We start from the raw sequence: 22,963 nt of genomic DNA on the forward strand, positions 1-22,963 counted from the left end.
GTCCTTTCGGGCGGGCGGGTGGGGAGGCGCCGAGTCAGGAGACCCAGGCGAGGATGAGGATCATCGTGGCGAGGAAGCCGGCGATGTAGTTCAGCGCGATGAACCGGCGCCAGGCGCGGTTCGTGCCGGCCGAGGTCTCGTCGGTGACGTTCCACCACGGCGCGGCGTTGACGATGTAGGGCAGCGCCAGCACGGCGGCGAGAGGTCCGGGCCAGGGGGTCAGCAGCATCGCGGTGCCGGCGATCGTCCAGAGCACGAGGGAGAGCCGGACGGTGGCCCTGGCGCCGATCACGGTCGCGATGGACGAGATGCCGCCCTCGCGATCGGGCCCGATGTCCTGCACGGCGCCGAAGGCATGGGCCGCCATGCCCCAGAGGAAGAAGGCGACGAGGACGAGGACCGTGGTCGTCGTGACGGGGGCTCCGGCGAGGGAGAGGCCGACGAGGGCGGGGCTGACGAAGTGGGTGCTCGAGGTCACGGAGTCCAGGAAGGGACGCTCCTTGAAGCGCAGCACCGGTGCCGAGTAGGCGAGGACCGCAAAGACGCTGACGGCGAGCCACAGCCAGGATGCCGGGGTGCCGACCGCGAACAGATAGACGAGGAACGGCACGTTCGTGACCGCCGCCGCCCACAGCGTCGCGCGGTGGATCCGCGGGGACAGCAGCGCGCCCTCGATCCCGCCCTTGCGGGGGTTGGCCAGATCGGAGGCGTAGTCGAAGACGTCGTTGATGCCGTACATGGCGAGGTTGTACGGGATGAGGAAGTACAGCGTGCCGATCACGAACGTCGCGTCGATCTCCCTGGTACTCAACAGATAGGCGGCGGCGAAGGGGAAGGCGGTGTTGATCCAGCTGATCGGTCGGGAGGAGAGGACGATCTGGGCGATGTCGCGGCCGAGGCCCCCGGTGCGGGACGTCTGATCGGTCATGCCTGCTCCTCCGTCCGGGCCTCCGCGCGCGTTCGCGAGCGGCGCCCGCGGAGGGCGGTCCACAGCGCGGGGAGCAGCAGCACCCCGGCCAGCGGGTAGGCGAAGTCCTCGATCGGGGCGAGCCCGATGTGCAGGCCGGCGAGCGGGCCGGGCGCGTAGTGGAAGAGTCCGGTGGCGATCATCACGGTGTCGAACACGGCGGTCAGCAGGAGGAGGGCGAGGGCCGTCAGCGCGAGGGCACCGAGGCGCGGGGTGCGCCGCGCGGTGACGCAGAGCGCGACCGCGGCGAGGGCAGCGACGGCGAGGAACACGGCGGACAGCTGCAGGTAGGTCATCGCGCCGCTCCTTCCGCCTCGGAAGTGCCGCGGCGGCGCTCCAGGACGCGCACGGCGCCGCCGTAGAGCACCATCGTGCACACGACGAGGAAGACGAGGAAGATCGGCTCTTCGAGAGGGAGTTCGGGAGCCAGGACGATGCCCGTGGCGATCGCCGCCTCGCCGCGGAAGAAGATCCCCGCCGCGATACCGGCCACATCCCAGACGAGGAAGAAGGCGAGGCCGACGGCGGTGACGACAGCCGCCGCCACGGCGTCGCGCCAGAAGAACAGGCGGAACCGCCAGTCCAGCAGCAGCATGCAGCCGAGGGAGACGAGCAGGGCGGCCAGATAGATCGCGCCCATCATGCCCGCTCCGCGCTCGTCGGGCGTGCTGCAGGCTCCGGCAGCGGACCGGGGGAGTGGTCGCCCCGGATGCGCTTGAGCACGATCTCGGCGCTGATGAGGCACATCGGCACGCCCACACCGGGGGCGGTGGTCGCTCCGGCGTAGTACAGCCCCTGCACGCGACGGGAGGCGTTCTGCGCGCGGAACATGGCGCTCTGCGACAGGATGTGCGCGGGCCCGAGCATCCCGCCCCGCCAGGAGTGGTAGTCGTCGCGGAAGTCCGCCGGCCCCACGGTCTCCCGGACGACGATCCGCTCCCGCAGGTCGGGGATCCCCGCCCACGCCTCGATCATGTCGATCGCGGCGTCCGCAGCCTTCTCGACAGCCGCGGAGCCGGCACCGTCGCTTCCCCCGTGCCCGAGATCGACGTCGGCCGGCACCGGCACCAGCACGAAGAGGTTCTCGTACCCGTCCGGCGCGACCTCGGCGTCGGTGGCGCTCGGGCGGCAGACGTAGGTGGACGCCGGGCTGGGGACGGCAGGGGTGCGACCGAAGATCGCGTCGAAGTTCGCGTCCCAGTCGTCGGTGAAGAAGAGCGAGTGATGAGGGAGCTCGGGCAGGGCGCCGCGGATGCCGAGCATCACGAGCACGCCGCCGGGCCCGCTCGTGCGCCGCGCCCACCAGGACTCCGGATAGGACTGCAGCGTCGGGGGCAGCAGCGCCGTCTCCGTGTGGTGTAGGTCGGCGCCGGAGACCACGATGTCCGCGTCCTCCACGTGCTGGTGGCCGTCGCGGTCCGTCCAGCCGACCCCGGTCGCATGGGTCGCGCCGTCGGCATCCTGGGTGCGGATCCCGGTGACCTCCGCGCCGGTGACGATGCGGGCACCGGCATCCTGGGCCAGCGCCGCCAACCGTTCGACGACGCGCCAGAAGCCGCCCTGCGGATACAGCACGCCCTGGTCGAGGTCGAGCGCGCTCATCAGGTGGTACATCGCCGGGGCCGTCCGGGGATCGGTGCCGAGGAAGACCGCGGGGTAGCCCAGGATCTGGCGCAGCACCGGGTTCCGGAAGCGGCGGGCGGCGAAGGCCTGAAGGCGCGTGCCGAGCAGCGAGAAGAGCCGAGGGAGCGCGCGCACCACCTCGGGCGCGGCCAGCGTCCTGGTCCGGGTGAACGGGTTGTAGAGGAAGTACCTCCTCGCCATCGTCCCGGCGTCGTGGGCGGAGGCGAGGTAGGTGTCGAGCGCGGCGGCGGAGCCGGGTTCCATCGACTCGAACAGCGCCGAGACGGCGTCCCGGCCTGCGGGCACCGTCACCGGGGCGTCGCCGGACTCGGGGGAGCGGAAGACGCGGTACCCCGGGTCGAGCAGGGTCAGGTCGAGCTGCTCCTCGGTGCTCGTGCCCATCATCGCGAAGTAGTGGTCGAACACCTCGGGCATCAGGTACCACGAGGGGCCGGAGTCGAATCGGAAGCCGTCGCGCTCGATGGTGCCCGCCCGTCCGCCGACGCGGTCGTTCTTCTCCAGCACCACGACGTCGTGGCCGTCGCGTGCGAGCAGTCCGGCCGTGGCCAGACCGGCCACGCCCGCGCCGATGATGACGATGCGGCTCATCGGTCCCGCTCCATGCTCGTGACGACGACGGCCCGCGCGGCGAGCAGCGCCTTGATCGGATCCGGCACGCGGACCCGCCGGCGGTACAGCTCCGCGGCCGGCGTCCGTGCGACCTTCCGGGTCAGGGCCGCGAAGAGGGCGAGGGCGCTGCGCACCGCGGCACGGGCGTCCTTCGGAAGCAGCGGGATCGCAGCTCTGGCGTCGGCGAGCTGACGGTGGACGGTGTCGACCCAGGCATCGCGGTCGGCGTCGGTGAGACGAGCTGAGCCGCCGAGGTAGCCGCGCTGCAGGCGGTCGGTGTCGTCGGCCAGATCGCGGAGGAAGTTCACGTTCTGGAACGCGGCTCCCAGCCGCCGAGCCCCGCGCTCGAGGATCTCGAGCTCGGCCGGCGTCCGCGTGGCGTCGCGGAGGAAGACCCGCAGGCACATGAGGCCCACGACCTCCGCCGACCCGTAGACGTACGCGGCGTGCGCGTCGGCATCGTAGGCCGTGAAGCCGGAGTCGCCCGCGATGTCGGCGCGCATCGAGTCGAAGAACGGCCGGGTGAGGTCCTCGCCGATCCCGCACTCGCGCGCCGTCCGCGCGAACGCGTGCAGGATGAGGTCGCTGCTGTAGCCGGTCCGCATCGACCGATGGGTCTCCGCGATGTACGAGTCCAGGGCGGCCGCCTGGGCGCCCGCGTCGAGCCCGGCCTCGGCGGCGACGCCGTCGACGATCTCGTCCGCGATGCGCACCATGGCGTAGATGTTCCGGACGTACTGACGGTGGCGTCGACCGAGGAGGCGGGTGGCCAGGCCGAACGATGTCGAATAGGTGCGGATCACGTCGGAGGTCGCGATCTCGGCGGTGCGGCTGAAGCGGCGCAGCGCCGCGTCGTCGCGATGCTCGGCGGGGGTCGCGGTCATCGGCTGCGGCCCTCGATCCGGTCGGCGAGAGCGAGGACGACGCGTCCCGCGTCGGCGGAGAGCGTGCCCGCCTCCTCCGCTTCCGCGAGCACCGTCGAGACGGCGGCGAGCTGCTCCTCCACGAGTCCGCGGACGAAGTCCTCCGCACCGCATTCGCGGAGGCGGTCGCGCATCTCCGCCGCGTCCTCGACGCTCAGGTCGGTGGCCCCGAACCGCAGCTCGATGCTGGGCCAGTGGCTGGTCATCCGCGCGTAGGCGATGATCGCGGTCTCCTTGCCCTCGCGGAGGTCGGAATAGGGGTCCTTGCCGTGCGTGTCCGGATCCCCGAACACGGACAGCAGGTCGTCCTGCAGCTGGTAGGCGAGCCCGAGGTGGCCGCCGATCTCGGTCAGCTGTTCCTCGGCTGCCGTCGGCACTCCCGACAGGATGGCCGCCGCGCGGAGCGGGAGGACGAACGAGTAGGCGGCCGTCTTCGAGGCGCTCGTGGCGAGGATGGTGCGGAGGTCAGCCGCGATGATGCCGTCGCCGAGGGCCACGTCGGAGTGCTCGCCGGCGACGGTCTCGAACACGGTCGTCTCGAGGAGGGCGAGGAGCCGCTCCCGTCGCGCGGCGGGGATGTCGGCGCGGGCGAACCCGAGCACGGCACTGGACAGGAGGAGGTCTCCGAGGAGGATGGCGCTCGACCGGCCCCAGTGCAGGGCCGCCTCACCACCGGCATCGGGGCGACGGGAGACGAGGGAGCCGATGAGGTTGGGGCGGCGGCGGCGCGTGAGGTCGCCGTCGATCACGTCGTCGTGCAGGAGGAACGCGAAGTGCAGGAGCTCGACATGAGCGGCCACGTCGATCGCCCGCGCGGTGTCCTCCGCCGTGAGGGGGGCCGTGGTGAGTGCGGACAGCAGGTCCATGAGCATGCGCGGACGCAGGAGCTTCCCCCCGAGGGCGTGCTCGGCCGCCGTGTGCCACAGCGCGGCGAACTCCGCCCCGTAGTGCTCGGCGGCGACCGTGCGCTCGGCGAACCGTCGTCGCAGCACCACCTCGATGCGGGTGCCGAGGTCTTCCTCTGTCGCGGTGACGGCCATGGCTCAGACCTCTCCGTGTCGTCGCAGGAGCGGGAGCTGCTCCGCGAGCCAGGGGCTGAAGGCGAAGGGGGTGCGGGTGACCGCGGCGAGCAAGTCGTCCACGTCGACCCACTCCCACTCCGCCACCTCGTCGGGATTCGCGGCGGGCTGCCCGTCGACCACAGCGACGTGCACCGGGCAGATCTCGTTCTCCACGATGCCGCTCGCGTCCACGGCGCGGTAGCGGTAGTCGGGGAGGGCGAGGCGGATCTCGGTCACCTGGATGCCCAGTTCGTCGGAGCCGCGCCGGCGCACCGCGTCGGTCATCTCCTCACCGGGCTGCGGGTGCCCGCAGAAGCTGTTGGTCCAGACGCCGGGCCAGGTGGTCTTGCCGAGGGCGCGACGGGTGACGAGCAGGCGTCCCTCCCGATCCTGCACGTAGCAGGAGAAGGCGAGGTGGAGGGGAGTGTCGGTCGTGTGGACTTCGCTCTTGGGCAGGATGCCGACGGCAGTCCCGTCTTCGGCGAGGAGTGTGACGTTGTCCATGGCGTCCTCTCGTCGTTTAGCTAACCTGGCGAAATATCAACTTAGCATGAAGCTGTTGGTGTGTAACATGATCGCATGCACTCCGAGCCCCGCACCACCCCGATCGCCGAGGCGCCGGCGATCGCGGGGCCGGACGACCTGACTCATGGCGCGATCTACGACGTCGAGGCCAGCGATCCGCGCAGCACGCTCATCGACCGCTCCGGCGTCGCGCCGGAGGATCTGCGGCAGATCGCTCGCGTCATGGAGGCGCTCGGCGGATTGCGCGACGCCGAGCAGCGGCTGTCGCAGGCGTCGCGCCGGTACATGCAGCTGAACGAAACCGACATGCGGGCGCTGCACTATCTGATCGTGTGCGCGAATCGGTCGCTGGTGGCGACACCCAGCGGGATCGCCCATCACCTCGGGGTCTCGACCGCGGCGACGACGAAGCTGCTCGATCGGCTGGAGAAGGGCGGGCACATCCGGCGGTCGCCGCATCCCACCGACCGACGAGCTCTCGCGATCACCATCACTCCGGAGACCAGACACGCCGCGATGGAGACGGTCGGGCGGCAGCAGGCCAAGCGCTTCTACGCGGCCGCGCGGTTGTCGGCGGCGGAGCGCGATGTGGTGATCCGGTTCCTCCAGGACATGACGGAGGAGATAACCCTGCGTGACGAGCCGTGGGCCACGCAGGGCGCACACGAAGATCCCGCCCGACCGTGAGGTGGGGCGGGACCGGATCAATGAGCGGCGCGGTACGCGTCCAGGATGGGGGCCGGAACTCGTCCCCGCTCCGAGAGGGTGTACCCGTTCTCCTTCGCCCAGGCGCGGATCGCCGCGACCTCGGGGTTGCGTGAGGGCCGCTTCCGCGATGAGGAGGACGAGGAGCGCCCTCCTCCGGTGGACGCACCGGATCCCGCCCGACGCCCTGCCGTGATGTACGGCTCGAGGGCCTGGCGCAATTCCTCGGCGTGCGCGGAATTCAGATCGATCTCGTAGGAGGTGCCGTTCAGCGAGAAATGCACGGTCTCGCCTTCTCCGACCTCCAGGACGGTGCCGTCGATATCGTCGACCAGCTGGTGCACAATTCGTCTCGCCATGACGGCGACTTTATCGCGGCGGCGGGAATGCGCACAACAAAGGCCGCTCCTTCATGGCGCCGTATGACGGGGCTGGGAAGAATGCCGATTCAGGGAAGCAGACCCGCGCGACGTGCTTTGGTCACGGCGGCATGCCGCGTCGACGCGTCCAATTTCGACATCGCGGTGCCGAGATAAGCCTTGACGGTGCCTTCCCGCAGACCGAGGTGCGCGGCGATCTCCGCATTGGTCGACCCGAGGGCGGCGCACGCGAGGACGTCGGTCTCGCGCGGGGAGAGGTGGATGACGGGAACGGGACCGGTCGTCGTCGGGAGGTCGTCGCCGGCGAGGGCCAGCAGTCGCCGCTCGACCTGCGCCAGCCGCGCGCGGATGCCGGCGTCGTCGACGGTGGCGGCGATGCTGCGCAGCTCCGCGAAGCTCTCCCGCAACTCCTCGCGCTGGGCCGGCGCGACGGCGGCGGGCGACGGGGACGCGGCCCGCAGACGGCGCTGCACCTCGTCTCGAATGCGCAGCTCATCCGCGACGGATTGGGCGACCTGCATCGCCGGTGCCGTCGTCACGCCGCCGATCCTCTCCTCGGCCCAGGCGCCGGCATAGAGCACGCCGCGGGGGCGGCCCTGGACGACGATCGGCAGGGCGAGTAGCGTTCGCAGGCCCTCGCCGAGCACGAAGACGTCGTAGTCGTGGGTGATCTGGCGGGAGGAGCCGTAGTCGCTCGTCATCCGCGGGCGCAGCTCCATCATGGCGCGGCCGCCGAGGCCGCGCTCGGGGCGCACGCGGAGCCCGTCGAGAGCACGCGTGCGGGCTCCGACGATGCTCGTGACGCTCACGACGCCCTCTTCGATCAGCCCGCCGAACGCGACGGGGAAGCGCGTGCGCCGCGCGAGCTCGCGCACCGCGTTGGCGACGAGCTCCGCCTCGGATTCGACGGTGATCGGAGAGCTCACGAATACCTACTTTCGGGGGTGACGGCACCGTTCCCCGTTTCGTAGCGTCGACCCTACCACTCGGGCGGCGACAGCCGCGCGTGCAGCGGACATGTGGCAAGGAGGCCCCATGAGCGAACAGGTTCCGACCCCTCAGAACGGTGCGATCGATTACGTCGCCGTCGAGCAATCCCCTCGATTCCTGCGGTTGAAACGGACGCAGCGGTCCTTCATCTTCCCCCTCGCCGCGTTCTTCCTCGTGTGGTATTTCGTCTACGTGCTGCTGGCGGCATTCGCCCGCGATTTCATGGCGCAGCGCGTCTGGGGGGATATCACCGTCGGGCTGCTGTTCGGACTCGGTCAGTTCGTGACGACATTCGCCATCACGATGGCGTATGTCGCATTCGCGAATAGGAAGCTCGACCCCCTGGCGTCCGAGATCCGTGAAGAACTCGAGAAGGCGCAGGCGGACGCATGACCATCATCCGCACGGCCACCGAGGATGTCGCCCTCGACATCAACCCGGTGTTCAACATCTCGATCTTCCTCGCCTTCGTCGCGGTGACGTTGTTCATCGTGATCCGCGCTAGTCGGAACAACAAGACGGCCGCCGACTACTACGCGGCCGGTCGTTCTTTCACCGGGCCCCAGAACGGATTCGCGATCGCCGGCGACTACCTCTCCGCCGCGTCGTTCCTCGGCATCTGCGGTGCCATCGCGATCAACGGGTACGACGGATTCCTCTACTCCATCGGATTCCTCGTCGCCTGGCTGGTCGCGCTGCTGCTCGTGGCCGAGCTCATGCGCAACACCGGCAAGTTCACGATGGCGGACGTGCTCTCGTTCCGCTTGAAGCAGCGTCCGGTGCGGATGGCGGCGGCGATCACCACGCTCGCGGTCTGCTTCTTCTACCTCCTCGCGCAGATGGCGGGGGCGGGCGGTCTCGTGTCCCTGCTGCTCGGGATCGACGGGCGCGTCGGGCAGTCGGTCGTCATCGCCGTCGTCGGCATCCTCATGATCGTCTACGTGCTCATCGGCGGCATGAAGGGCACCACCTGGGTGCAGATCGTCAAGGCGGTGCTCCTCATCGGCGGTGCCCTGGCGATGACGATCTGGGTCCTCGCGATCAACGGCTTCAGCCTGAACACCCTCCTGGAGGCCGCGGTGGCCAACTCCGACAAGGGTGATGCGGTGCTGGCACCAGGTCTGCAGTACGGCGCCAACCCGTGGGACTTCCTGTCCTTGGGCATGGCCCTCGTGCTCGGCACCGCGGGTCTGCCGCACGTGCTCATGCGCTTCTACACCGTGCCGACGGCCAAGGAGGCACGGCGTTCGGTGGTCTGGGCGATCTGGCTGATCGGCGGGTTCTACCTGCTGACCCTCGTGCTCGGGTACGGAGCCGGTGCGCTCGTCGGCGCCGATGTGATCGCCGCGGCACCCGGGGGAGTGAACTCGGCCGCCCCGCTGCTGGCGTTGAAGCTCGGTGGTCCGGTGCTCCTGGGGTTCATCTCCGCGGTGGCGTTCGCCACGATCCTCGCGGTCGTCGCCGGACTCACCATCACGGCGGCGGCGTCGTTCGCCCACGACATCTACGCGAACGTCATCCAGAAGGGGCGCAAGGACGCCTCGGGGAAGCCGGTCGAAGCTGATCCCAACGGCGAGGTGCGGGTCGCTCGCCGGACGGTCATCGTCATCGGCATCCTCGCGATCGTCGGTGGCATCGGGGCACAGGGGCAGAACATCGCCTTCCTCGTGGCGCTCGCCTTCGCGGTGGCGGCCTCGGCCAACCTGCCGACGATCCTCTACTCGCTGTTCTGGCGCCGGTTCACGACGCGGGGCGCGGTGTGGAGCATGTACGGCGGCCTCGGCTCGGCGATCATCCTCATCATCCTGTCGCCCGTGTTCTCCGGCACGCCGACGTCGATGATCCCCGGGATCGACATCGCCGTCTGGCCGTTGAACAACCCGGGCATCGTGTCCATACCGCTCGGGTTCGCGCTCGGCTGGCTCGGGACCGTCACCAGCACGCGGCGCGAGTCTCCCGAGCTGGCGGCCGAGATGGAGGTGCGCTCACTCACCGGCTTCGGGGCGGAGAAGGCCGTCGACCACTGACGCGACCTCCTCGGGTGCGGGCCCGGCGGCCTACTCGCCGGGCCCGCACCCCAGGACCGGGCTTCAGCGGGACTCGAGGTCCAGCAGGAAGCGCTTCCGCTCCGGATGGCCGCCGTAGTGCCCCGCGGAGCCGTCGGATCGCACGACCCGGTGCACGGGCACGATGATCGAGAACGGCGTGAGACGGCATGCCGTCCCGACGGCGCGCGCCGCCCCCGGGTGGCCGGCCAGCACCGCGACCTCCCCGTAGCTCAGGGTCTGGCCCCAGGGGATGTCGCACACGGTGTGCAGCGCCGCCCGGTGAAAACCCTCCACGAGACGCCAGTCGAGTCTCACGTGCTCGTCGAAGCGCACGGGCTCGCCGTCGAAGTACGCGTCCAGGAGCGGCACGAGCTCGTCGGCCGCGCCCGGGTCGGGCTCCGGGACGGCACCGAGCTGCCGCGAGACGCTCTCGAGCAGCCACGGCACCTGCGGGTCTGCGGACTCGAGGAGGTCGAAACGCACGATGCCCGCGTCGGAGAAGACCGCGAGGGCGTCGCCGAAGGGCGTCGGAGCGAAGTCATAGCGGAAAGTCATGTCCCTTATCCTGACCGGCCCGTTCCACACGAGAGAACCGGCCACAGGCCCGGTCACGCGTTCCGTGGACAACGTGAGCGCACGACCGTGCGGGGGAGGAGTTGTCCGAGCGGGCGTCGTACCGGCTGTTTTTCACCGGAAACCCGCCGGGGATACCGATCTCCGGCGGCGTCGCGCCTAGGGTGTGAGTGTGTGGCGACGGGAAAGCAGGTCTGCGAACAACACAGCGGTGGACAACGCTGTGTCCCTCGGTGACCTGCACGACTCATCCACCGGAGTCGGCATCGCCCATGCCGCCGAGGCCGAGCGCACGCGCCTGCGGGCCGAGGCTGCCGATCTGGGCGGTCCTTCGCCGCTGAGCAGCTTCCGCGACGGGCCGGAATCCGGCATCGACATCTCCAAGGCGCACCCGGGCAGTCTCCCGCAGTTCATCACCGGCAAGTCGACGCTCCTTTCCAACCTCTTCCGCGACGAGGTGGGCCTGCGTACCGCGCGGCTGGCCGCCGAGCGCATCACGGCCAAGAACACCGAGCTGCGCACGGTCCGCGGCATCGAAGCCGTGCACCTCGCCGTCGGCGTCGCGCGGTGGCGCATCGGCGGGGCGACCTTCGCCGCCCCTGTCCTGCTGCGACCCCTCGCGATCCGCCGCCATCACACCGACTTCGAGCTCAAGCTGCAGGGGGCGTTCGAGGTGAATCCGGAGCTCGTCCGGGTCGCCCGCGAGCACTTCGGACTGTCCCTCGATGCCACGGCTCTCGCGGCGCTCGCCTACGACGGCGGCATCTTCAAGCCGCAGCCGGTGATCGACAGCCTGCGCGGTCTGACTCGATCGATCGAGACGTTCTCCGTCGAGCCCCGACTCGTCGTCTCCACGTTCGCCGACGTCGCGGGAGCCATGGCCCAGGACGGCGGCACCCTCGACCACCCGGTCCTCAACGCCCTCGGCGGCCACGTCGGCGATCGCGAGCAGGTCACGGCACCGCGCGCCGTTCCGCACCACGTCGGCCCCGACGACCGCGCTCCCGCCTCGGACACGCTCCTCCTCGACGCGGATGCCGAGCAGGAGGCGGTGCTGGGCCGCATCACCGCCGGTCACTCCCTCACCGTGGCGACGCTGCCCGGCACCGGAGGCACGCAGACCGTCATCAACGCGCTCGGCGAGCTCGTCCGCGCCGGCAAGAAGGTGCTCGTCGTCTCGGCCCGCCGGTCGACGCTCGACGGCGTACGCCACCGGCTCGCCGGCATCGGCCTCGACAGCCTCGCAGTGTCCCCGGCGAGCCTGCGCCGCGACCTCGTCCGTGCGATCGGCAGGAACGAGAAGGCGACCGCGCCCAAGGTGAGCGAGGTCGACGACGCGCTGGTGCGGCTGCGCACGGTGCTCCGCGACTATCGCGACGCTCTGACCGTTCCGGTCCCCGGCCTCGACGCCTCCGTCCTGGACGCGACGAGGCACCTCACGCGCCTCGCGTCCCTGCCGGTCCCGCCGTCGACCACGGCCCGACTGAGCGTGGACGCCCTGCGCAGGCTCGCGAAGGATCGCAGCGAGGCGGCCGCCGCACTGGCGCAGGCCGCACGGCTCGGCGAGTTCCGCGTCGGACCGAACGATTCGCCCTGGTACGGCGTCACCTTCGGCAGCACCGAGGCCGCCCGCGCCGCCCACGAACTCGCCGGGCGCCTGCATGCCGTCAGCGTGCCCGCTCTGCTCGAGCGCGGCTATGAGCTCATCGCGCAGACGCATATGCGGCCGTTCTCGACGATCGACGAGCTCGGCGACTACCTCGAGCTGCTGCAGGGGATCCGCGACACCCTGGACCGGTTCAGCCCCACGGTGTTCGAGCGTCCGCTCGGGGAGCTCATCCAGGCGCACGGCTCCCGCCGCGATGCGCCCGGCATGTCCGGGGCCAACCGTCGCCGTCTCCGCCGGCTCGCCAAGGAGTACGTCCGTCCCGGCGTGCACGTGACGGAGATGCACGAGGCGCTGCTGCGCATCCAGACCCAGCGCACGCAGTGGCAGCGCTACGTCGACGCGGGCGTCGCGCCGGAGATCCCGCTCGGTCTCGCCGACGTGTTCGCCTCCTGGCAGCGGGTCGAAGCGGAACTGGCCGAGCTGGACGCCGCTCTCGGCCGCCGCGAGCCCCTGTCGTCGCTGCCGGTCGCCCGACTCGTGCGCATGCTCGCGGGCCTCGCGGCGAAGTCCGATGTCTTCGAGAACCTCGTCGAGCGCGCGCAGTTGCGCGACAAGCTCGCTCTCCTCGGCCTGGAGCCGCTGCTGACCGAGCTCTCGGTGCGCCACGTCTCCGAAGCGCGGGTCGCGGACGAGCTCGAGTTCGCCTGGTGGCAGTCCCTCCTCGAGCGCGCCTTGCAGGACAACCGGGCGCTGCTCGGAGCGAACACTGCCGTGGTCGACCGCCTCGAGCGCGACTTCCGGCTGGTCGACGAGGCCCACGCGGCGATGGCCGGACCGCTGCTCGCCTGGCAGCTCGCGAACCAGTGGCGCATCGCCATCGTCGACGAGCCCGAGCAGTCGCAGAACCTGCGCCGGGCTCTGACGCAGTCCGCGACGACGGCCGCCGAGGTCGTCAGTGCCGCGCCGACCCTCGTCGACGTCCTGGCTCCGGTCTGGATCTCGTCGCCCTACCTCGTCCCGGAGATCCCGGACGCGGTGGAGTTCGACACCGTGCTCCTCGTCGACGCCGCGGCCATCAACCTCGCTGAGGCGGCCCCGGCGATCCGCCGTGCCCGGCAGGTCGTCGCCTTCGGAGACCCGGTCACGCAGCGGCCCTCTCCCTTCCGCATCGCGGTCGACCCGGCGGAGGACTGGGAGGAGGAGGTCCCGTTCGATGAGGTCTCCGTCTTCGAGCGGCTGTCCGAGCTGTTCCCCGTGATGACCCTGACCCGGAGCTACCGGGCCGGCGGTGAGGATCTCGCGGAGCTCATCAACGACGCGTTCTACGGTGGCGAGATCGTCTCCCTTCCGTGGGCGGGATCGTACCTGGGTCGCGGCAGTCTCACCGTCGATTACGTCGAAGGGGGCACCGGGACGCCCGATCCCGTCTCGGGCGCCGTCGAGAGCCCGGACGCCGAGGTCGCCCGCGTCGTCACGCTCGTCGTCGAGCACGCCGTGCATCGCCCCACAGAGTCGCTCATGGTGGTCACCGCCAGCACCCGTCACGCGGAGCGCGTGCGCGCCGCCGTGACGGCCGCCTTCGCCGGCCGCTCCGACGTCGCCGACTTCGTCGCCCGCGACACCGCGGAGCCGTTCGCCGTGCTCACGCTCGAGGAGTCCGTCGCGGAGAGCCGCGACCGCGTCATCTTCTCGCTCGGCTTCGGACTCACCAAGCACGGCCGCGTCCTCAGCGACTTCGGCGACCTGTCGACGCCGGACGGCGAGCGGCTGCTGACCGTCGGGATGACCCGGGCCCGGCGTTCCATGGTGATCGTCTCGTCCATCCGTCCCTCGGCTTTCGACGACGGGCGTCTCGAGCACGGCGCGGCCACGCTCATGTCGATCCTCGGCGGTCTCGCCGCCCGCGCCCGCGACGCACGCCTGGAGGATCTGGCCGACCCGCTGACGCTCGCGCTGGCGAGGGAGCTGCGGCGTCTCGGCGCTTCCGTCGACGTCGACTACCGCGGTCTCCTCCCGCTCGTGGCGCAGCACAAGGGCAAGGCCGTCGTGATCGAGTCCGATCCGGAGTCCCGCGGAGAGTCTCTGCGCGAGACGCTCCGACTGCGCCCGCAGGTGCTCCGCCGCCTCGGTTGGCACTACGTCCGCGTGCACGCGTTCGACCTCTACAGCGACCCGCGCACCGTGGCGTCCCGGATCGCGACGGTGCTCGGCATCTCGGAGACGGCCCCGCGCGCGGAGAACGACACGCAGCCCCTCGACCTCGGCGACCACCGGAATGACTGACCACCGGGACGAGCCGCGTCAGCGGGTCGTCCGGGTGCCGGGCTCCCGGCGGGCGCGCCTGACGCCGGTCGAGGGCAGCGATCCGGCGCCCGAGGTGCCGGAGGGTGAGGCGCCGCGCCGGTCCGCCCCCGGCGACCGCAAGGGTCCCAACGACGACCAGCTCCTCCGCGACGTGCCTCCGCACTACTGAGGCGGCCGCACCCGGAACGAGAAAGACCCACGGCCCTCCGAGGAGAGCCGTGGGTCGTGAGGGCGGTGCGGTCAGACGCCGCGCGGGCCCTGCTGGGTCTTGAGCAGATCGCGGATCTCGACGAGCAGCTCCGCCTCGGTCGCGGCGGCCGGCTCCTCCTCCGGCTCCTCGGCCGGCGTGCCCTTGCGCGCCTCGACGTGGGCCTTGAACGTGTTCATCGGCAGCACGAAGACGAAGTAGACCACGACCGCGACGGCGAGGAAGCTGATGATCGCCGAGATGAGGTCGCCGATCGGGAAGGTGACCTTCTCGCCGTAGATGTTCGTGATCTGGATGCCGAACTTGCCGGCTGCATCGGCCTTGAGGAAGAGCGCGATGAGCGGGTTGATGACGCTGTTCACCACGGCCGTCACGACCGCCGTGAAGGCCGTGCCGATGACGACCGCGACGGCCAGATCGATGACGTTTCCGCGGAGCAGGAAGTCCTTGAAACCTTTGAGCATGGAAACCCCCAAGTCGACTGGGCCTCAGTTCGAGGCGGGAGTCGACGCAGCAGCCGGTTTGGCGCTCGTCGTCGAATCCGACTTCGATGATGCCGAAGCATCCTTCGAACCCCCGGATTTGGCGCGCGAGTCCGTGCGATAGAAGCCGGAGCCGTTGAAGGTCACGCCGATCGAGCCGTACTGCTTGCGCAGCGCGCCGCCGCACTCGGGGCAGACCGTGAGCGCGTCGTCGGAGAAGCTCTGGACGGCGTCGAACTGGTGCCCGCACGCGGTGCAGGCATAGGCGTAGGTGGGCATGGCGGTCCTTGCGGGTCAGCGTCGCCGAGGCGACAGATGCAGCGTCTGCGACGGGGTCACGATGCCGTCGACCGGCTGATCGTGCACCTCGCGCGGCAGTTCGTCGAGTACCTCGGAATCATAGATCACCGCGTACACCGGAGGGCATTTCTCCATGGAGCCGATGGTCTTGTCGAAGTAGCCGCGGCCCCAGCCCATGCGCATCCCCGAGCGGTCGACGGCGGCGGCGGGGACGATCATGAGATCGACGTCGTTCACCGCGATCGGCCCGAGCACCTCGCCGGTGGGCTCCGGCAGCCCGTACAGGCCCTCCGTGATCTCGTCGGTGTCGTCGGCGACAGCCCAGTCCAGCAGTCCGTCGGAGCGGGTGACCGGGAGGAGGACCCGGATCCCGCGGCGGACCGCGCGCGTCACGAACTCCCGGGTGCCCGGCTCCGTGGTGGTGGAGAGGAAGCAGGAGACGGAGCGGGCGCCGAGCTCGTCGATGAGGGCGTCGAGCCGTTCGCCGATCGCCGCCGCAGCGGCTTCCCGCTGGGGATCGGACAGGAGCTGTCGCCGCTCGCGCAACTCTGCGCGGAGGGCTCGCTTGGCGTGCTCGACGTCGTTAGCCATGGTTCGAGTCTAGGGCGGCCCCCACCGGTAGGCTGGGGGAATGGCTCACGAGAAGATCAAGGCTGTCATTCCCGCTGCCGGGCTGGGGACACGATTCCTGCCCGCGACGAAGGCGATGCCGAAGGAGATGCTCCCCGTCGTCGACAAGCCGGCGATCCAGTACGTCGTCGAGGAGGCGGCGAACGCCGGGATCGAGGACATCCTCGTGATCATCGGGCGCAACAAGAACGCCATCTCGAACCACTTCGACTCCGTCCCGGAGCTCGAGGTGAAGCTCATGGAGAAGGGTGACACCGGTCGCCTGGAGCGCGTGATGAAGTCGAGCGACCTCGCCGACATCCACTTCGTCCGCCAGGGCGAGCCCAAGGGCCTCGGTCATGCCGTGCTCCGCGCTCGGACACACGTCGGCGACAGCTCGTTCGCGGTGCTGCTCGGAGACGACCTCATCGACGAGCGCGACCCGCTGCTCACGGAGATGATCGCCGAGCACGAGCGCACGGGCGCCGCCGTCGTCGCCCTCATGGAGGTCGACCCGGACAGCATCCACCTGTACGGCGCCGCCGCCATCGAGCCGATCGAGGGGTCGGACGCCGTGCGCGTCACCGGGCTCGTCGAGAAGCCCGCGAAGGAGGATGCCCCGTCCAACCTCGCGATCATCGGACGTTACGTGCTTCCCGCGTCGGTCTTCGAGATCCTCGAGCGCACCGAACCCGGCAAGGGCGGGGAGATCCAGCTCACCGACGCGCTGCAGGAGCTCGCGACGGCCGACGGCGGACCGGGCGTGGTCGGCGTCGTCTTCGGGGGTCGCCGATACGACACCGGCGACCGCGTGGACTACATCAAGGCGATCGTGCAGCTGGCGACCGATCGCGACGATCTGGGCTCGGAGCTGCGCCCCTGGCTCAAGGACTTCGCGGAGCGCCTCTAGGCGCCTCGCGGTCGTCGGAGGTGCGGCGTGGAGCTGTCGACGGGGATGCGGCACGGACCGGTCGAGCTGCGCCTCATCCGGACGAAGGACGCGCGCCCTCTGCAGCAGGAGTTGCTCGCCAACCGTGCGTGGCTGCAGCCGTGGGAGGCGACGATCCCGAACGGAGCCGTCTCCTTCGACATGCGGGTCAGCATCCGCCGGCTGCTCCAGCAGTATCGGGACGGCGGCGGTTACCCGTTCGTCATGGAGTACGACGGTGAGGTCGCCGGCCAGCTGAACGTCTGGGGCGTCGCTCGGGGCTCGCTGTGCTCGGCGACGATCGGGTACTGGGTGAGTGAGCGGTTCGCGGGGCGGGGGATCACCCCGACCGCGGTCGCGCTCGCCACGGACGCCTGCTTCACCGAGTACGGGCTGCATCGGATGGAGATCTGCATCCGGCCCGAGAACGCCGCAAGCCTCCGCGTGGTCCAGAAGCTCGGCTTCCGATACGAGGGGCTGCGCCGCCGGTACATCCACATCGACGGGGACTGGCGCGACCACTACGCCTTCGCCCTCACCCAGGAGGAGGTTCCGCAGGGCGTGCTCGCCCGGTGGATCCACGGACAGGTGCCGCCGCACGCGGCGACGATTCCCCCGGCGGACCGCTTGACCCTCTGATATCGTCCGTCGCGGAAGGACTCGCCGCGACACGCGCCCCGACTGCACGGCGCGGCCGGTCCGTCGCCGTTACCGTTGTCCTATGGACGGGCCGGTGCTGAGCGGGGGAGTGATCGTGCTCGTCGCCGTGCTCCTGTGGATGCTGTACCTGCTGCCCTCCTGGCGCGGTCGCTTCCAGTACAACGCGGCCGAGCGCAACGCCGTGCGGCTCAACCAGGCGCTGCGGATCCTCGCCGAGACGAGCGAGACGCCCAGCGAGGTGCACATGGAGCTCAACGCCCGTACCGTCGTCGCCCAGCAGAAGCTCGCGAAGCGGCTGCAGGCCGAGCGGGAAGCCGCGGAGCTCGAGGCCCTCCGCCAGGAACTCGCCGCCACGCGCGCCGATCCCGTGATCCGTCGCGCCCGTGCCCGTCGACGCGTGCGGCTGACCGCGACCGGCGCGCTCGTGCTCGGACTCGTCGCCGTCGGGCTCGGCACCTGGCAGCTCCTGGCCACCGGGGGAGCGGTGCTCCTCTGGAGCGGCGGGGTGGCAGCCCTCATCGCCACCATCGTCCTGCAGCGGATGGCCGCGGTTGCGGTGCGCGCTGCCCGTCGTCCGCAGCCCGCAGCGGTCGAGACCGTCGCGGAGAGGGTCGCTCCGACCCTGCACGACCAGGGCCCCGCCACCTGGACCCCGCGTCCGCTCCCGGAGCCGATGGTGTCGGTCACGGGATCGCGCGCCCAGGCGGCTCGCGCCGAGATCGATGCGCAGGAGGAGCGCCGCAAGGCCGCTCGGGTGGCCGCGCTCCGTGCCCGCGCCGAGGAGATGGCGCCGCCGGCGCCCGTCAGCCTCCCGGCAGCGCCGGCGGCAGCGACGGAATCCCCGTACGCCCGCATGGGCTTCGTCGACGACGCGGAGATCGAGGCGCACGTGCGCCAACTCCTTCAGCGTCGGGCCGCCGGATGACCGTCGCGGTGAGCGCGGGTCTCCTCCCCTGACACCCAGGGCATCGCAGACGCGCGAGGGTGTCGCTCCTCGCGTCCCGCCCGCTCGGGGCCGTAGAGTCGTGGGATGGGAACCATGCAGTACGGCTCCGGCAGCGAGATCCAGATCGAGGACCGCGCCCTGGCCCATCTGAAGGTCGCGATCGCGACCAAACTCCGCCGGAACGAGAGCTTCACGTTGTCCTGGAAGCACCCCGACGGCGACGTGCCGGGACGTTCGACGATCTGGCTGCATCCGTCGATCCCGCTGCGCTTCACCTTCGCGGAGCCGGAGACGCCGGAGCTGAACGTCAAGTGGATCCAGGCGCTCATGGTCGAGGCGAGCTCGTCGGGAGGCATCAGCCTCGTGGACGAGGTCGTCGACGGTCCCGCCGACTGAGCCCTTCCGCTACTCGGCGGGGTACGCCTGCGCGGTGAGCTGCCGGGCGAGGTGCGCGGCGTTGCGGGTCGCGGTCGCGATCGCGGAGCCCACGGCCTCCGGAGTCTCATCGAGGTCTTTGTAGTCCACGGTCTGCATGGCCTCGCCGTTCCAGTACACCGAGGTCTGCGCGGGGATCGTGTAGCCGATGTCGTTCAGCGCCTGGAAGAGGATCGCGGAGATGTGGTGCGCGCCGTCCTCGTTCCCGAGGACGCCGGCGATCGCGACCTTGTCGAAGAGGATCGGGCGGCCCTGCTCGTCCGTCTCGCTGAGCTCGGCGTCGAGGCGCTCCAGCACGCGCTGAGCGACGCTCGAGTGCTGTCCCATCCACGTCGGCGTGACGAACACGAGGATGTCGGCATCGAGGACGCGCTGACGCAGGGCCGGCCACTGGTCGCCGTCGCCCATGTCCTTCTCGACGCCGGGACGGATGTCGAGGTCGACGGCTCGGACGAGGTCACCCGTCACCCCGTGCTCGGCGAGGGCATCGAGCAGCTGACGCGCGAGCAGATCGGAGCTCGACGACGCGGGGGAGGGCTTGAGGGTGCAGGAGATCGCGAGGGCGGTGAGGGAGGTGTCCATGCTCCGACTCCACCAGAGATGAGGGCGGCGGCACAGGGCCTTCCCGGGTCCGGGCTATCCTGGTAGAGCACCGACGACAGGAGATCCCGTGATCCTCAGCTTCCTCTTCTTCATGATCATGTTCCTCGGAGGCTTCTGGCTGCTGGGGATCGCCCACGAGATGCCGGACACGCTCGCCGCCCTCACCTTCGTCGGCGGCATCCTGCTCGTCTCGCTGGCCCTCGGGTTCGCGATGCGCCAGCGCGGTTCGGCCACGCGTCGTTCCAAGAACTGGACCGGCAGCCCGACCGAGTGACCGCCGGGGCGACGCCCCGCGCTCACCGTCGCCGGGCGAGCCTCGCTTCGAGGTTCGCCCGCACCGCCGGCCACTCCGGCTCGATGATGGAGTACTCCACGCTGTCGCGGAGTGCGCCGTTGCGGTAGCGGCTCATGGCCCGCATCACACCGTCCTGTTTAGCGCCCAGTCGTTCGATCGCGGCGCGAGACTGGAAGTTCACCCACTGGGTCGTCAGCCCGACCCGGAAGACCCCCAGCGTCTCGAAGGCGTGGCGGAGGAGGAGCAGCTTCGACTCCGCATTGGTGCCCGTGCCATGAGCGGACGGCCGATTCCAGGTGTATCCGATGTGCAGTCGGGGGACGTCGGCGACGATGTCGTAGTACGACGTCAGTCCCAGCACGCGTCCGGCGGTGTCGAAGGCTGTGAAGGGCACCATCTCGCCGGTGGCGACGAGGCTCAGGCGCCGGTCGACCTCGGCCGCGACGCCGTCGGGCGCCGGAACCGAGGTGTACCAGGCGGTCTTCCACAGGTCGCCCTCGGAGACCGCTTCGACGAGGCCGTCGACGTGCGACCGGTCGAGAGGGCGGAGCTCGACGAGCTCGCCGGTGAGAGTGACGGGGGCGGGGGCGACGTGGAAGGCCATGGTGTCATTCAACCAGCGTCGGCCGCTGTGCCCGGCCCTCAGGCGGGGATGGCCAGGTGCTCGCGGCGCAGCACCCGCTGGAACGCGAGGACGATCTCGATCGTGACGTCGAGCTCGAAGGCCAGGCTGGCCAGATGTGTGCCGCGGAGATGCTCCGCCGCTGCGTACGCCGCCGGCGTGATCAGGCGTCGCGCGGCCCACTCATCGGCCTGCCGCTCCTGTCGAGCCCGAAGGGCCGCCTGCCGCGTGGGCTGATGACCGAGGTGAGCGTGACCGAGTTCGTGGGCGAGCACGCTGCGGGCGGTGCGCCTGCTCATCCCCGGGGCGAGCCGGATCGTGCGCGTGACGGGTTGGAAGCCCCCGGGGGTGGGACCGGTGCGTTCGATCACGCGGAGACCGAACTCGTCGGCCAGACGGAGAAGCTGCTGCATGGGCCTCCGTCCGGTCGGTGTCGTCTACTCGTAGAGGTCGTCGGTGTCCGTCTCGCGGGTGGATCCGGATTCGAAGGCGACCTCGCGGGCATTGTCTCGTGGGGTGGCGACATCGGTGCGGCGCCGGAGGGGAGTGACGATCGCCGACATGCCGTCGGCGGCCAGACGCTCCTCGGCGCGGGCCACGAGGACGTGCGGCTCGACGCCGAGTGTGGCGCACACCGCGTAGACCACCGGCACGGGAATGGCGCGCTTGCCCGTGACGTAGTTGTCGAGGGCGCTCCGGGCGATGCCCACATCGCGTGCCATGGCGGCGATACTGCTGCGTGCCGCCGCGATCTCCGCCCGCATCTGACGGCCGACCGCCTCGTTGAACTGCTCGGCTGGTGTCTTCATCCGGCTCACCTTAGCAGCGCATCGAGAGCAGGATGCCGTCATATTGGCAGATGGAGGCTGGGTCGGTGTCCGTGCGTGGCGGTACCGTAGGCGCATGGGGACAGAATTGCGTCATCTGATGGCATCGGCCGTAGAGGCCGCCCGCGTGCACGCCGGAGTGTCGTTCATCGAGCTCTCGGAGCAGGCCGGGATCACGCCGGCCGCGCTGGCCGACCTCCTCGAGGAGCGCGCGGACTTCACGATGGAGGATGTGGCGGGGATCGCGGCGGCGCTCGACGTCCCCGTCACGCGGCTGCTGCCCTGCGCGCCCTGAGACGATGCCCGCCCGCGCCTCGGACGGGGCGAGGCGATGAAGTAGCGTGGGCGCATGAAGACCGTACCCTTCGGATCGACGACCGCTCCGGCCCTGATCGCCGGGATGATGCGCATCGACAGCCTCGACGACGAGCAGATCCGCGGCCTGTATGCGACCGCACGCGATGCCGGGATCGACTTCTTCGACCACGCGGACATCTACGGCGGGGAGATGCACCACTGCGAAGCGCGATTCGCGGATGCTGTCCGGCTCAGCGCCACGGAGCGGGACGAGATCGTGCTGCAGACCAAGTGCGGCATCGTGCCGGCGCAGGGCATGTTCGACTTCTCCTACGACCACATCGTCGGGCAGGTCGAGGGCTCGCTCGCGGCCCTCCGCACCGACCGCATCGACGTCCTCCTGCTGCACCGGCCGGACGCCCTCGTCGAGCCGGACGAGGTGGCCCGCGCCTTCGACCACCTCGAGTCCTCCGGCAAGGTGCGTGCGTTCGGGGTGTCGAATCACACCCCGTCGCAGATCGAGCTGCTGAAGACCGCGGTGCGGCAGCCCCTGGTCGCGAACCAGCTCCAGCTGTCCCTCACGCACGCGCCGATCATCGCGCAGCCGATGGCGGCGAACATGGCGGGCCATGACCAGAGCATCGGGCGCGACGGCGGCGGCATCGTGGACTACTGCCGAATCCACGGCATCACCGTGCAGGCCTGGTCTCCGTACCAGAGCGGCTTCGGCGGCGGGGTCTTCCTCGGGCACCCGGACTACCCCGAACTCAACGCCGTGATCGACCGCCTGGCGGGAGTCCATGGAGTGACACCGACCGCGATCGCCACCGCCTGGATCACCCGGCATCCGGCCGGGATGCAGGTCGTGCTCGGCACTACGACGCCGCACCGCGTGCAGGAGGCGGCGGCCGGAGTGGACGTCGTGCTCACCCGCCCGGAGTGGTACGAGCTCTTCCGTGCCGCCGGACACCTGCTGCCGTGAACCCTCGGCTCCGGTCCGTGCGTCGTCTACCCTGAACCCATGCCGTTCCTGTTCTCGCTCCTGGTCATCGCGCTGATGATCGGTGCGCTGATCGACATCATCACGCGCGACGACTCCCAGGTGAAGCACCTGCCGAAGATGGTCTGGATCATCATCGTGATCCTGCTGCCGTTGATCGGCAGCGCGCTGTGGTTCGCGCTCGGGCGGGAGTACGGGGAGGGTGGCGTTCCGCTCCCGCGGATGCGGCGCGCCGAGCGCCCCGCGACCCCGACGACGACGGTCGCACGCCCCGCGCCGCCGGTCGACGTCCGGTCCACCGAGCAGCAGATCGCGGACCTCGACCGGGAGATCGAGGAGTGGCGGCTGCGCGAGGAGATCGAGAAGCGGCGTCGGGAACGGGGAGACGACGCTCTTCCCTCGTCCTAGCCGCC

30 protein-coding genes are annotated in these 22,963 nt (G+C 70.4%); 13 read left to right on the forward strand and 17 right to left on the reverse strand.

Going from position 1 to position 22,963, the window contains the following annotated elements; all coding sequences use genetic code 11:
• Window positions 1–34: 34 nt before the first annotated feature.
• From AUV07_RS11855 to idi, 7 genes are read right to left on the reverse strand one after another with little or no spacing between them, the layout of a single operon-like run.
• On the reverse strand, window positions 35–928 hold the full coding sequence (locus AUV07_RS11855) for a prenyltransferase (RefSeq protein WP_062636339.1): 894 nt from the start codon (window positions 926–928) through the stop codon (window positions 35–37).
• Window positions 925–1,263, reverse strand: a complete 339-nt coding sequence (locus tag AUV07_RS11860) for a lycopene cyclase domain-containing protein (protein WP_062636340.1) — start codon at window positions 1,261–1,263, stop codon at window positions 925–927. The genes AUV07_RS11855 and AUV07_RS11860 overlap by 4 nt, the downstream gene beginning before the upstream one ends.
• Window positions 1,260–1,607, reverse strand: a complete 348-nt coding sequence (locus AUV07_RS11865; RefSeq protein ID WP_025105542.1) for a lycopene cyclase domain-containing protein — start codon at window positions 1,605–1,607, stop codon at window positions 1,260–1,262. Before AUV07_RS11865 ends, AUV07_RS11860 begins: the two co-directional genes overlap by 4 nt.
• Entirely contained in the window at window positions 1,607–3,199 is a 1,593-nt protein-coding gene (gene crtI, locus AUV07_RS11870; protein WP_062636342.1) for a phytoene desaturase family protein, read from the reverse strand. Before crtI ends, AUV07_RS11865 begins: the two co-directional genes overlap by 1 nt.
• Window positions 3,196–4,104, reverse strand: coding sequence for a phytoene/squalene synthase family protein (locus AUV07_RS11875; RefSeq protein WP_062636344.1), 909 nt, complete (start codon window positions 4,102–4,104; stop codon window positions 3,196–3,198). The genes crtI and AUV07_RS11875 overlap by 4 nt, the downstream gene beginning before the upstream one ends.
• Complete coding sequence (locus AUV07_RS11880; RefSeq protein ID WP_062636346.1) at window positions 4,101–5,183, reverse strand: polyprenyl synthetase family protein; 1,083 nt, start codon at window positions 5,181–5,183, stop codon at window positions 4,101–4,103. Before AUV07_RS11880 ends, AUV07_RS11875 begins: the two co-directional genes overlap by 4 nt.
• 3 nt (window positions 5,184–5,186) lie before the next feature.
• Window positions 5,187–5,708, reverse strand: a complete 522-nt coding sequence (idi, locus tag AUV07_RS11885) for an isopentenyl-diphosphate Delta-isomerase (protein ID WP_062636348.1) — start codon at window positions 5,706–5,708, stop codon at window positions 5,187–5,189.
• Between the two features lie 75 nt (window positions 5,709–5,783).
• Between idi and AUV07_RS11890 the strand changes: the two genes are divergently transcribed.
• The gene (locus AUV07_RS11890; protein ID WP_082802936.1) at window positions 5,784–6,416 is read left to right on the forward strand and encodes a MarR family winged helix-turn-helix transcriptional regulator; all 633 of its coding nucleotides are present in this window, start codon (window positions 5,784–5,786) and stop codon (window positions 6,414–6,416) included.
• Window positions 6,417–6,433: 17 nt separating this feature from the next.
• On the opposite strand, the gene AUV07_RS11895 is transcribed toward AUV07_RS11890, so the two are convergent.
• Entirely contained in the window at window positions 6,434–6,793 is a 360-nt protein-coding gene (locus tag AUV07_RS11895) for a histone-like nucleoid-structuring protein Lsr2 (RefSeq protein WP_062636350.1), read from the reverse strand.
• Between the two features lie 89 nt (window positions 6,794–6,882).
• A complete protein-coding gene (locus tag AUV07_RS11900; protein ID WP_062636353.1) occupies window positions 6,883–7,740 on the reverse strand; it encodes a LuxR C-terminal-related transcriptional regulator in 858 nt (285 codons plus the stop codon).
• 109 nt (window positions 7,741–7,849) lie between these two features.
• Here AUV07_RS11900 and AUV07_RS11905 point away from each other — a divergent pair, with 109 nt between their 5' ends.
• Together AUV07_RS11905 and AUV07_RS11910 are read left to right on the forward strand one after the other, a co-directional pair.
• Window positions 7,850–8,197: a DUF485 domain-containing protein gene (locus AUV07_RS11905; RefSeq protein ID WP_060921784.1), complete on the forward strand. Its 348-nt coding sequence runs from the start codon at window positions 7,850–7,852 to the stop codon at window positions 8,195–8,197.
• Window positions 8,194–9,831, forward strand: a complete 1,638-nt coding sequence (locus AUV07_RS11910) for a solute symporter family protein (RefSeq protein ID WP_062636355.1) — start codon at window positions 8,194–8,196, stop codon at window positions 9,829–9,831. Before AUV07_RS11905 ends, AUV07_RS11910 begins: the two co-directional genes overlap by 4 nt.
• Before the next feature lie 63 nt (window positions 9,832–9,894).
• Here AUV07_RS11910 and AUV07_RS11915 read toward each other — a convergent pair whose 3' ends face one another.
• Entirely contained in the window at window positions 9,895–10,407 is a 513-nt protein-coding gene (locus AUV07_RS11915) for a methylated-DNA--[protein]-cysteine S-methyltransferase (protein WP_062636357.1), read from the reverse strand.
• A gap of 229 nt (window positions 10,408–10,636) precedes the next feature.
• On the opposite strand from AUV07_RS11915, the gene AUV07_RS11920 reads away from it, so the two are divergent.
• Window positions 10,637–14,317 carry an AAA family ATPase gene (locus tag AUV07_RS11920; RefSeq protein WP_231868257.1) on the forward strand — a complete coding sequence of 1,227 codons (3,681 nt, stop codon included), beginning with the start codon at window positions 10,637–10,639 and terminating at the stop codon, window positions 14,315–14,317.
• On the forward strand, window positions 14,310–14,507 hold the full coding sequence (locus AUV07_RS11925) for a hypothetical protein (RefSeq protein WP_062636361.1): 198 nt from the start codon (window positions 14,310–14,312) through the stop codon (window positions 14,505–14,507). Before AUV07_RS11920 ends, AUV07_RS11925 begins: the two co-directional genes overlap by 8 nt.
• Before the next feature lie 71 nt (window positions 14,508–14,578).
• Here the strand turns inward: AUV07_RS11925 and mscL are convergent, their stop codons facing one another.
• Genes mscL through AUV07_RS11940 form a run of 3 tightly spaced genes read right to left on the reverse strand, consistent with a single transcriptional unit; the run spans window position 14,579 to window position 15,919 of the window.
• Window positions 14,579–15,010 carry a large conductance mechanosensitive channel protein MscL gene (mscL, locus tag AUV07_RS11930; protein ID WP_062636366.1) on the reverse strand — a complete coding sequence of 144 codons (432 nt, stop codon included), beginning with the start codon at window positions 15,008–15,010 and terminating at the stop codon, window positions 14,579–14,581.
• 24 nt (window positions 15,011–15,034) lie between these two features.
• Window positions 15,035–15,307, reverse strand: coding sequence for an FmdB family zinc ribbon protein (locus tag AUV07_RS11935; protein WP_025105556.1), 273 nt, complete (start codon window positions 15,305–15,307; stop codon window positions 15,035–15,037).
• Window positions 15,308–15,322: 15 nt separating this feature from the next.
• Window positions 15,323–15,919, reverse strand: a complete 597-nt coding sequence (locus AUV07_RS11940) for a 5-formyltetrahydrofolate cyclo-ligase (protein ID WP_062636368.1) — start codon at window positions 15,917–15,919, stop codon at window positions 15,323–15,325.
• Window positions 15,920–15,959: 40 nt separating this feature from the next.
• Here AUV07_RS11940 and galU point away from each other — a divergent pair, with 40 nt between their 5' ends.
• From galU to AUV07_RS11960, 4 genes are all read left to right on the forward strand, one after another.
• Complete coding sequence (galU, locus tag AUV07_RS11945; protein ID WP_062636370.1) at window positions 15,960–16,847, forward strand: UTP--glucose-1-phosphate uridylyltransferase GalU; 888 nt, start codon at window positions 15,960–15,962, stop codon at window positions 16,845–16,847.
• A gap of 45 nt (window positions 16,848–16,892) precedes the next feature.
• Window positions 16,893–17,504 (forward strand): GNAT family N-acetyltransferase, encoded by a 612-nt coding sequence (locus AUV07_RS11950; RefSeq protein WP_062636882.1) that lies wholly within the window; start codon window positions 16,893–16,895, stop codon window positions 17,502–17,504.
• An 82-nt stretch (window positions 17,505–17,586) separates the two neighbouring features.
• On the forward strand, window positions 17,587–18,450 hold the full coding sequence (locus AUV07_RS11955) for a hypothetical protein (RefSeq protein ID WP_062636373.1): 864 nt from the start codon (window positions 17,587–17,589) through the stop codon (window positions 18,448–18,450).
• Between the two features lie 105 nt (window positions 18,451–18,555).
• Window positions 18,556–18,867, forward strand: coding sequence for a DUF7882 family protein (locus tag AUV07_RS11960; protein WP_062636375.1), 312 nt, complete (start codon window positions 18,556–18,558; stop codon window positions 18,865–18,867).
• 9 nt (window positions 18,868–18,876) lie between these two features.
• Here the strand turns inward: AUV07_RS11960 and AUV07_RS11965 are convergent, their stop codons facing one another.
• Window positions 18,877–19,488 (reverse strand): flavodoxin family protein, encoded by a 612-nt coding sequence (locus tag AUV07_RS11965; protein WP_062636376.1) that lies wholly within the window; start codon window positions 19,486–19,488, stop codon window positions 18,877–18,879.
• A gap of 88 nt (window positions 19,489–19,576) precedes the next feature.
• Between AUV07_RS11965 and AUV07_RS11970 the strand changes: the two genes are divergently transcribed.
• Entirely contained in the window at window positions 19,577–19,783 is a 207-nt protein-coding gene (locus tag AUV07_RS11970; RefSeq protein ID WP_025105563.1) for a hypothetical protein, read from the forward strand.
• Between the two features lie 22 nt (window positions 19,784–19,805).
• Here AUV07_RS11970 and AUV07_RS11975 read toward each other — a convergent pair whose 3' ends face one another.
• The 3 genes from AUV07_RS11975 to AUV07_RS11985 are packed head-to-tail and all read right to left on the reverse strand — an operon-like array spanning window position 19,806 to window position 21,235.
• On the reverse strand, window positions 19,806–20,408 hold the full coding sequence (locus AUV07_RS11975; RefSeq protein WP_062636377.1) for a GNAT family N-acetyltransferase: 603 nt from the start codon (window positions 20,406–20,408) through the stop codon (window positions 19,806–19,808).
• 38 nt (window positions 20,409–20,446) lie between these two features.
• Window positions 20,447–20,839 (reverse strand): ImmA/IrrE family metallo-endopeptidase, encoded by a 393-nt coding sequence (locus tag AUV07_RS11980; protein WP_062636379.1) that lies wholly within the window; start codon window positions 20,837–20,839, stop codon window positions 20,447–20,449.
• Window positions 20,840–20,863: 24 nt separating this feature from the next.
• A complete protein-coding gene (locus AUV07_RS11985) occupies window positions 20,864–21,235 on the reverse strand; it encodes a helix-turn-helix domain-containing protein (protein ID WP_231729480.1) in 372 nt (123 codons plus the stop codon).
• A 118-nt stretch (window positions 21,236–21,353) separates the two neighbouring features.
• On the opposite strand from AUV07_RS11985, the gene AUV07_RS11990 reads away from it, so the two are divergent.
• From AUV07_RS11990 to AUV07_RS12000, 3 genes are read left to right on the forward strand one after another with little or no spacing between them, the layout of a single operon-like run.
• The gene (locus tag AUV07_RS11990) at window positions 21,354–21,548 is read left to right on the forward strand and encodes a helix-turn-helix domain-containing protein (RefSeq protein WP_062636381.1); all 195 of its coding nucleotides are present in this window, start codon (window positions 21,354–21,356) and stop codon (window positions 21,546–21,548) included.
• 54 nt (window positions 21,549–21,602) lie between these two features.
• A complete protein-coding gene (locus AUV07_RS11995; RefSeq protein WP_062636383.1) occupies window positions 21,603–22,532 on the forward strand; it encodes an aldo/keto reductase in 930 nt (309 codons plus the stop codon).
• Between the two features lie 39 nt (window positions 22,533–22,571).
• On the forward strand, window positions 22,572–22,958 hold the full coding sequence (locus tag AUV07_RS12000) for a PLDc N-terminal domain-containing protein (protein WP_062636385.1): 387 nt from the start codon (window positions 22,572–22,574) through the stop codon (window positions 22,956–22,958).
• Window positions 22,959–22,963 lie beyond the last annotated feature (5 nt).

Source organism: Microbacterium sp. CH1 (genome assembly GCF_001595495.1).
Lineage (GTDB): Bacteria > Actinomycetota > Actinomycetes > Actinomycetales > Microbacteriaceae > Microbacterium.

Excerpts from the sequence above, each read along its gene's own strand:
- AUV07_RS11855 (WP_062636339.1), bottom strand. The coding sequence starts at position 928 with ATGACCGATCAGACGTCCCGCACCGGGGGCCTCGGCCGCGACATCGCC.
- AUV07_RS11860 (WP_062636340.1), bottom strand. The coding sequence starts at position 1,263 with ATGACCTACCTGCAGCTGTCCGCCGTGTTCCTCGCCGTCGCTGCCCTC.
- AUV07_RS11865 (WP_025105542.1), bottom strand. The coding sequence starts at position 1,607 with ATGGGCGCGATCTATCTGGCCGCCCTGCTCGTCTCCCTCGGCTGCATG.
- crtI (WP_062636342.1), bottom strand. The coding sequence starts at position 3,199 with ATGAGCCGCATCGTCATCATCGGCGCGGGCGTGGCCGGTCTGGCCACG.
- AUV07_RS11875 (WP_062636344.1), bottom strand. The coding sequence starts at position 4,104 with ATGACCGCGACCCCCGCCGAGCATCGCGACGACGCGGCGCTGCGCCGC.
- AUV07_RS11880 (WP_062636346.1), bottom strand. The coding sequence starts at position 5,183 with ATGGCCGTCACCGCGACAGAGGAAGACCTCGGCACCCGCATCGAGGTG.
- idi (WP_062636348.1), bottom strand. The coding sequence starts at position 5,708 with ATGGACAACGTCACACTCCTCGCCGAAGACGGGACTGCCGTCGGCATC.
- AUV07_RS11890 (WP_082802936.1), top strand. The coding sequence starts at position 5,784 with ATGCACTCCGAGCCCCGCACCACCCCGATCGCCGAGGCGCCGGCGATC.
- AUV07_RS11895 (WP_062636350.1), bottom strand. The coding sequence starts at position 6,793 with ATGGCGAGACGAATTGTGCACCAGCTGGTCGACGATATCGACGGCACC.
- AUV07_RS11905 (WP_060921784.1), top strand. The coding sequence starts at position 7,850 with ATGAGCGAACAGGTTCCGACCCCTCAGAACGGTGCGATCGATTACGTC.
- AUV07_RS11910 (WP_062636355.1), top strand. The coding sequence starts at position 8,194 with ATGACCATCATCCGCACGGCCACCGAGGATGTCGCCCTCGACATCAAC.
- AUV07_RS11915 (WP_062636357.1), bottom strand. The coding sequence starts at position 10,407 with ATGACTTTCCGCTATGACTTCGCTCCGACGCCCTTCGGCGACGCCCTC.
- AUV07_RS11925 (WP_062636361.1), top strand. The coding sequence starts at position 14,310 with ATGACTGACCACCGGGACGAGCCGCGTCAGCGGGTCGTCCGGGTGCCG.
- mscL (WP_062636366.1), bottom strand. The coding sequence starts at position 15,010 with ATGCTCAAAGGTTTCAAGGACTTCCTGCTCCGCGGAAACGTCATCGAT.
- AUV07_RS11935 (WP_025105556.1), bottom strand. The coding sequence starts at position 15,307 with ATGCCCACCTACGCCTATGCCTGCACCGCGTGCGGGCACCAGTTCGAC.
- AUV07_RS11940 (WP_062636368.1), bottom strand. The coding sequence starts at position 15,919 with ATGGCTAACGACGTCGAGCACGCCAAGCGAGCCCTCCGCGCAGAGTTG.
- galU (WP_062636370.1), top strand. The coding sequence starts at position 15,960 with ATGGCTCACGAGAAGATCAAGGCTGTCATTCCCGCTGCCGGGCTGGGG.
- AUV07_RS11950 (WP_062636882.1), top strand. The coding sequence starts at position 16,893 with ATGCGGCACGGACCGGTCGAGCTGCGCCTCATCCGGACGAAGGACGCG.
- AUV07_RS11955 (WP_062636373.1), top strand. The coding sequence starts at position 17,587 with ATGGACGGGCCGGTGCTGAGCGGGGGAGTGATCGTGCTCGTCGCCGTG.
- AUV07_RS11960 (WP_062636375.1), top strand. The coding sequence starts at position 18,556 with ATGGGAACCATGCAGTACGGCTCCGGCAGCGAGATCCAGATCGAGGAC.
- AUV07_RS11965 (WP_062636376.1), bottom strand. The coding sequence starts at position 19,488 with ATGGACACCTCCCTCACCGCCCTCGCGATCTCCTGCACCCTCAAGCCC.
- AUV07_RS11975 (WP_062636377.1), bottom strand. The coding sequence starts at position 20,408 with ATGGCCTTCCACGTCGCCCCCGCCCCCGTCACTCTCACCGGCGAGCTC.
- AUV07_RS11980 (WP_062636379.1), bottom strand. The coding sequence starts at position 20,839 with ATGCAGCAGCTTCTCCGTCTGGCCGACGAGTTCGGTCTCCGCGTGATC.
- AUV07_RS11985 (WP_231729480.1), bottom strand. The coding sequence starts at position 21,235 with ATGAAGACACCAGCCGAGCAGTTCAACGAGGCGGTCGGCCGTCAGATG.
- AUV07_RS11990 (WP_062636381.1), top strand. The coding sequence starts at position 21,354 with ATGGCATCGGCCGTAGAGGCCGCCCGCGTGCACGCCGGAGTGTCGTTC.
- AUV07_RS11995 (WP_062636383.1), top strand. The coding sequence starts at position 21,603 with ATGAAGACCGTACCCTTCGGATCGACGACCGCTCCGGCCCTGATCGCC.
- AUV07_RS12000 (WP_062636385.1), top strand. The coding sequence starts at position 22,572 with ATGCCGTTCCTGTTCTCGCTCCTGGTCATCGCGCTGATGATCGGTGCG.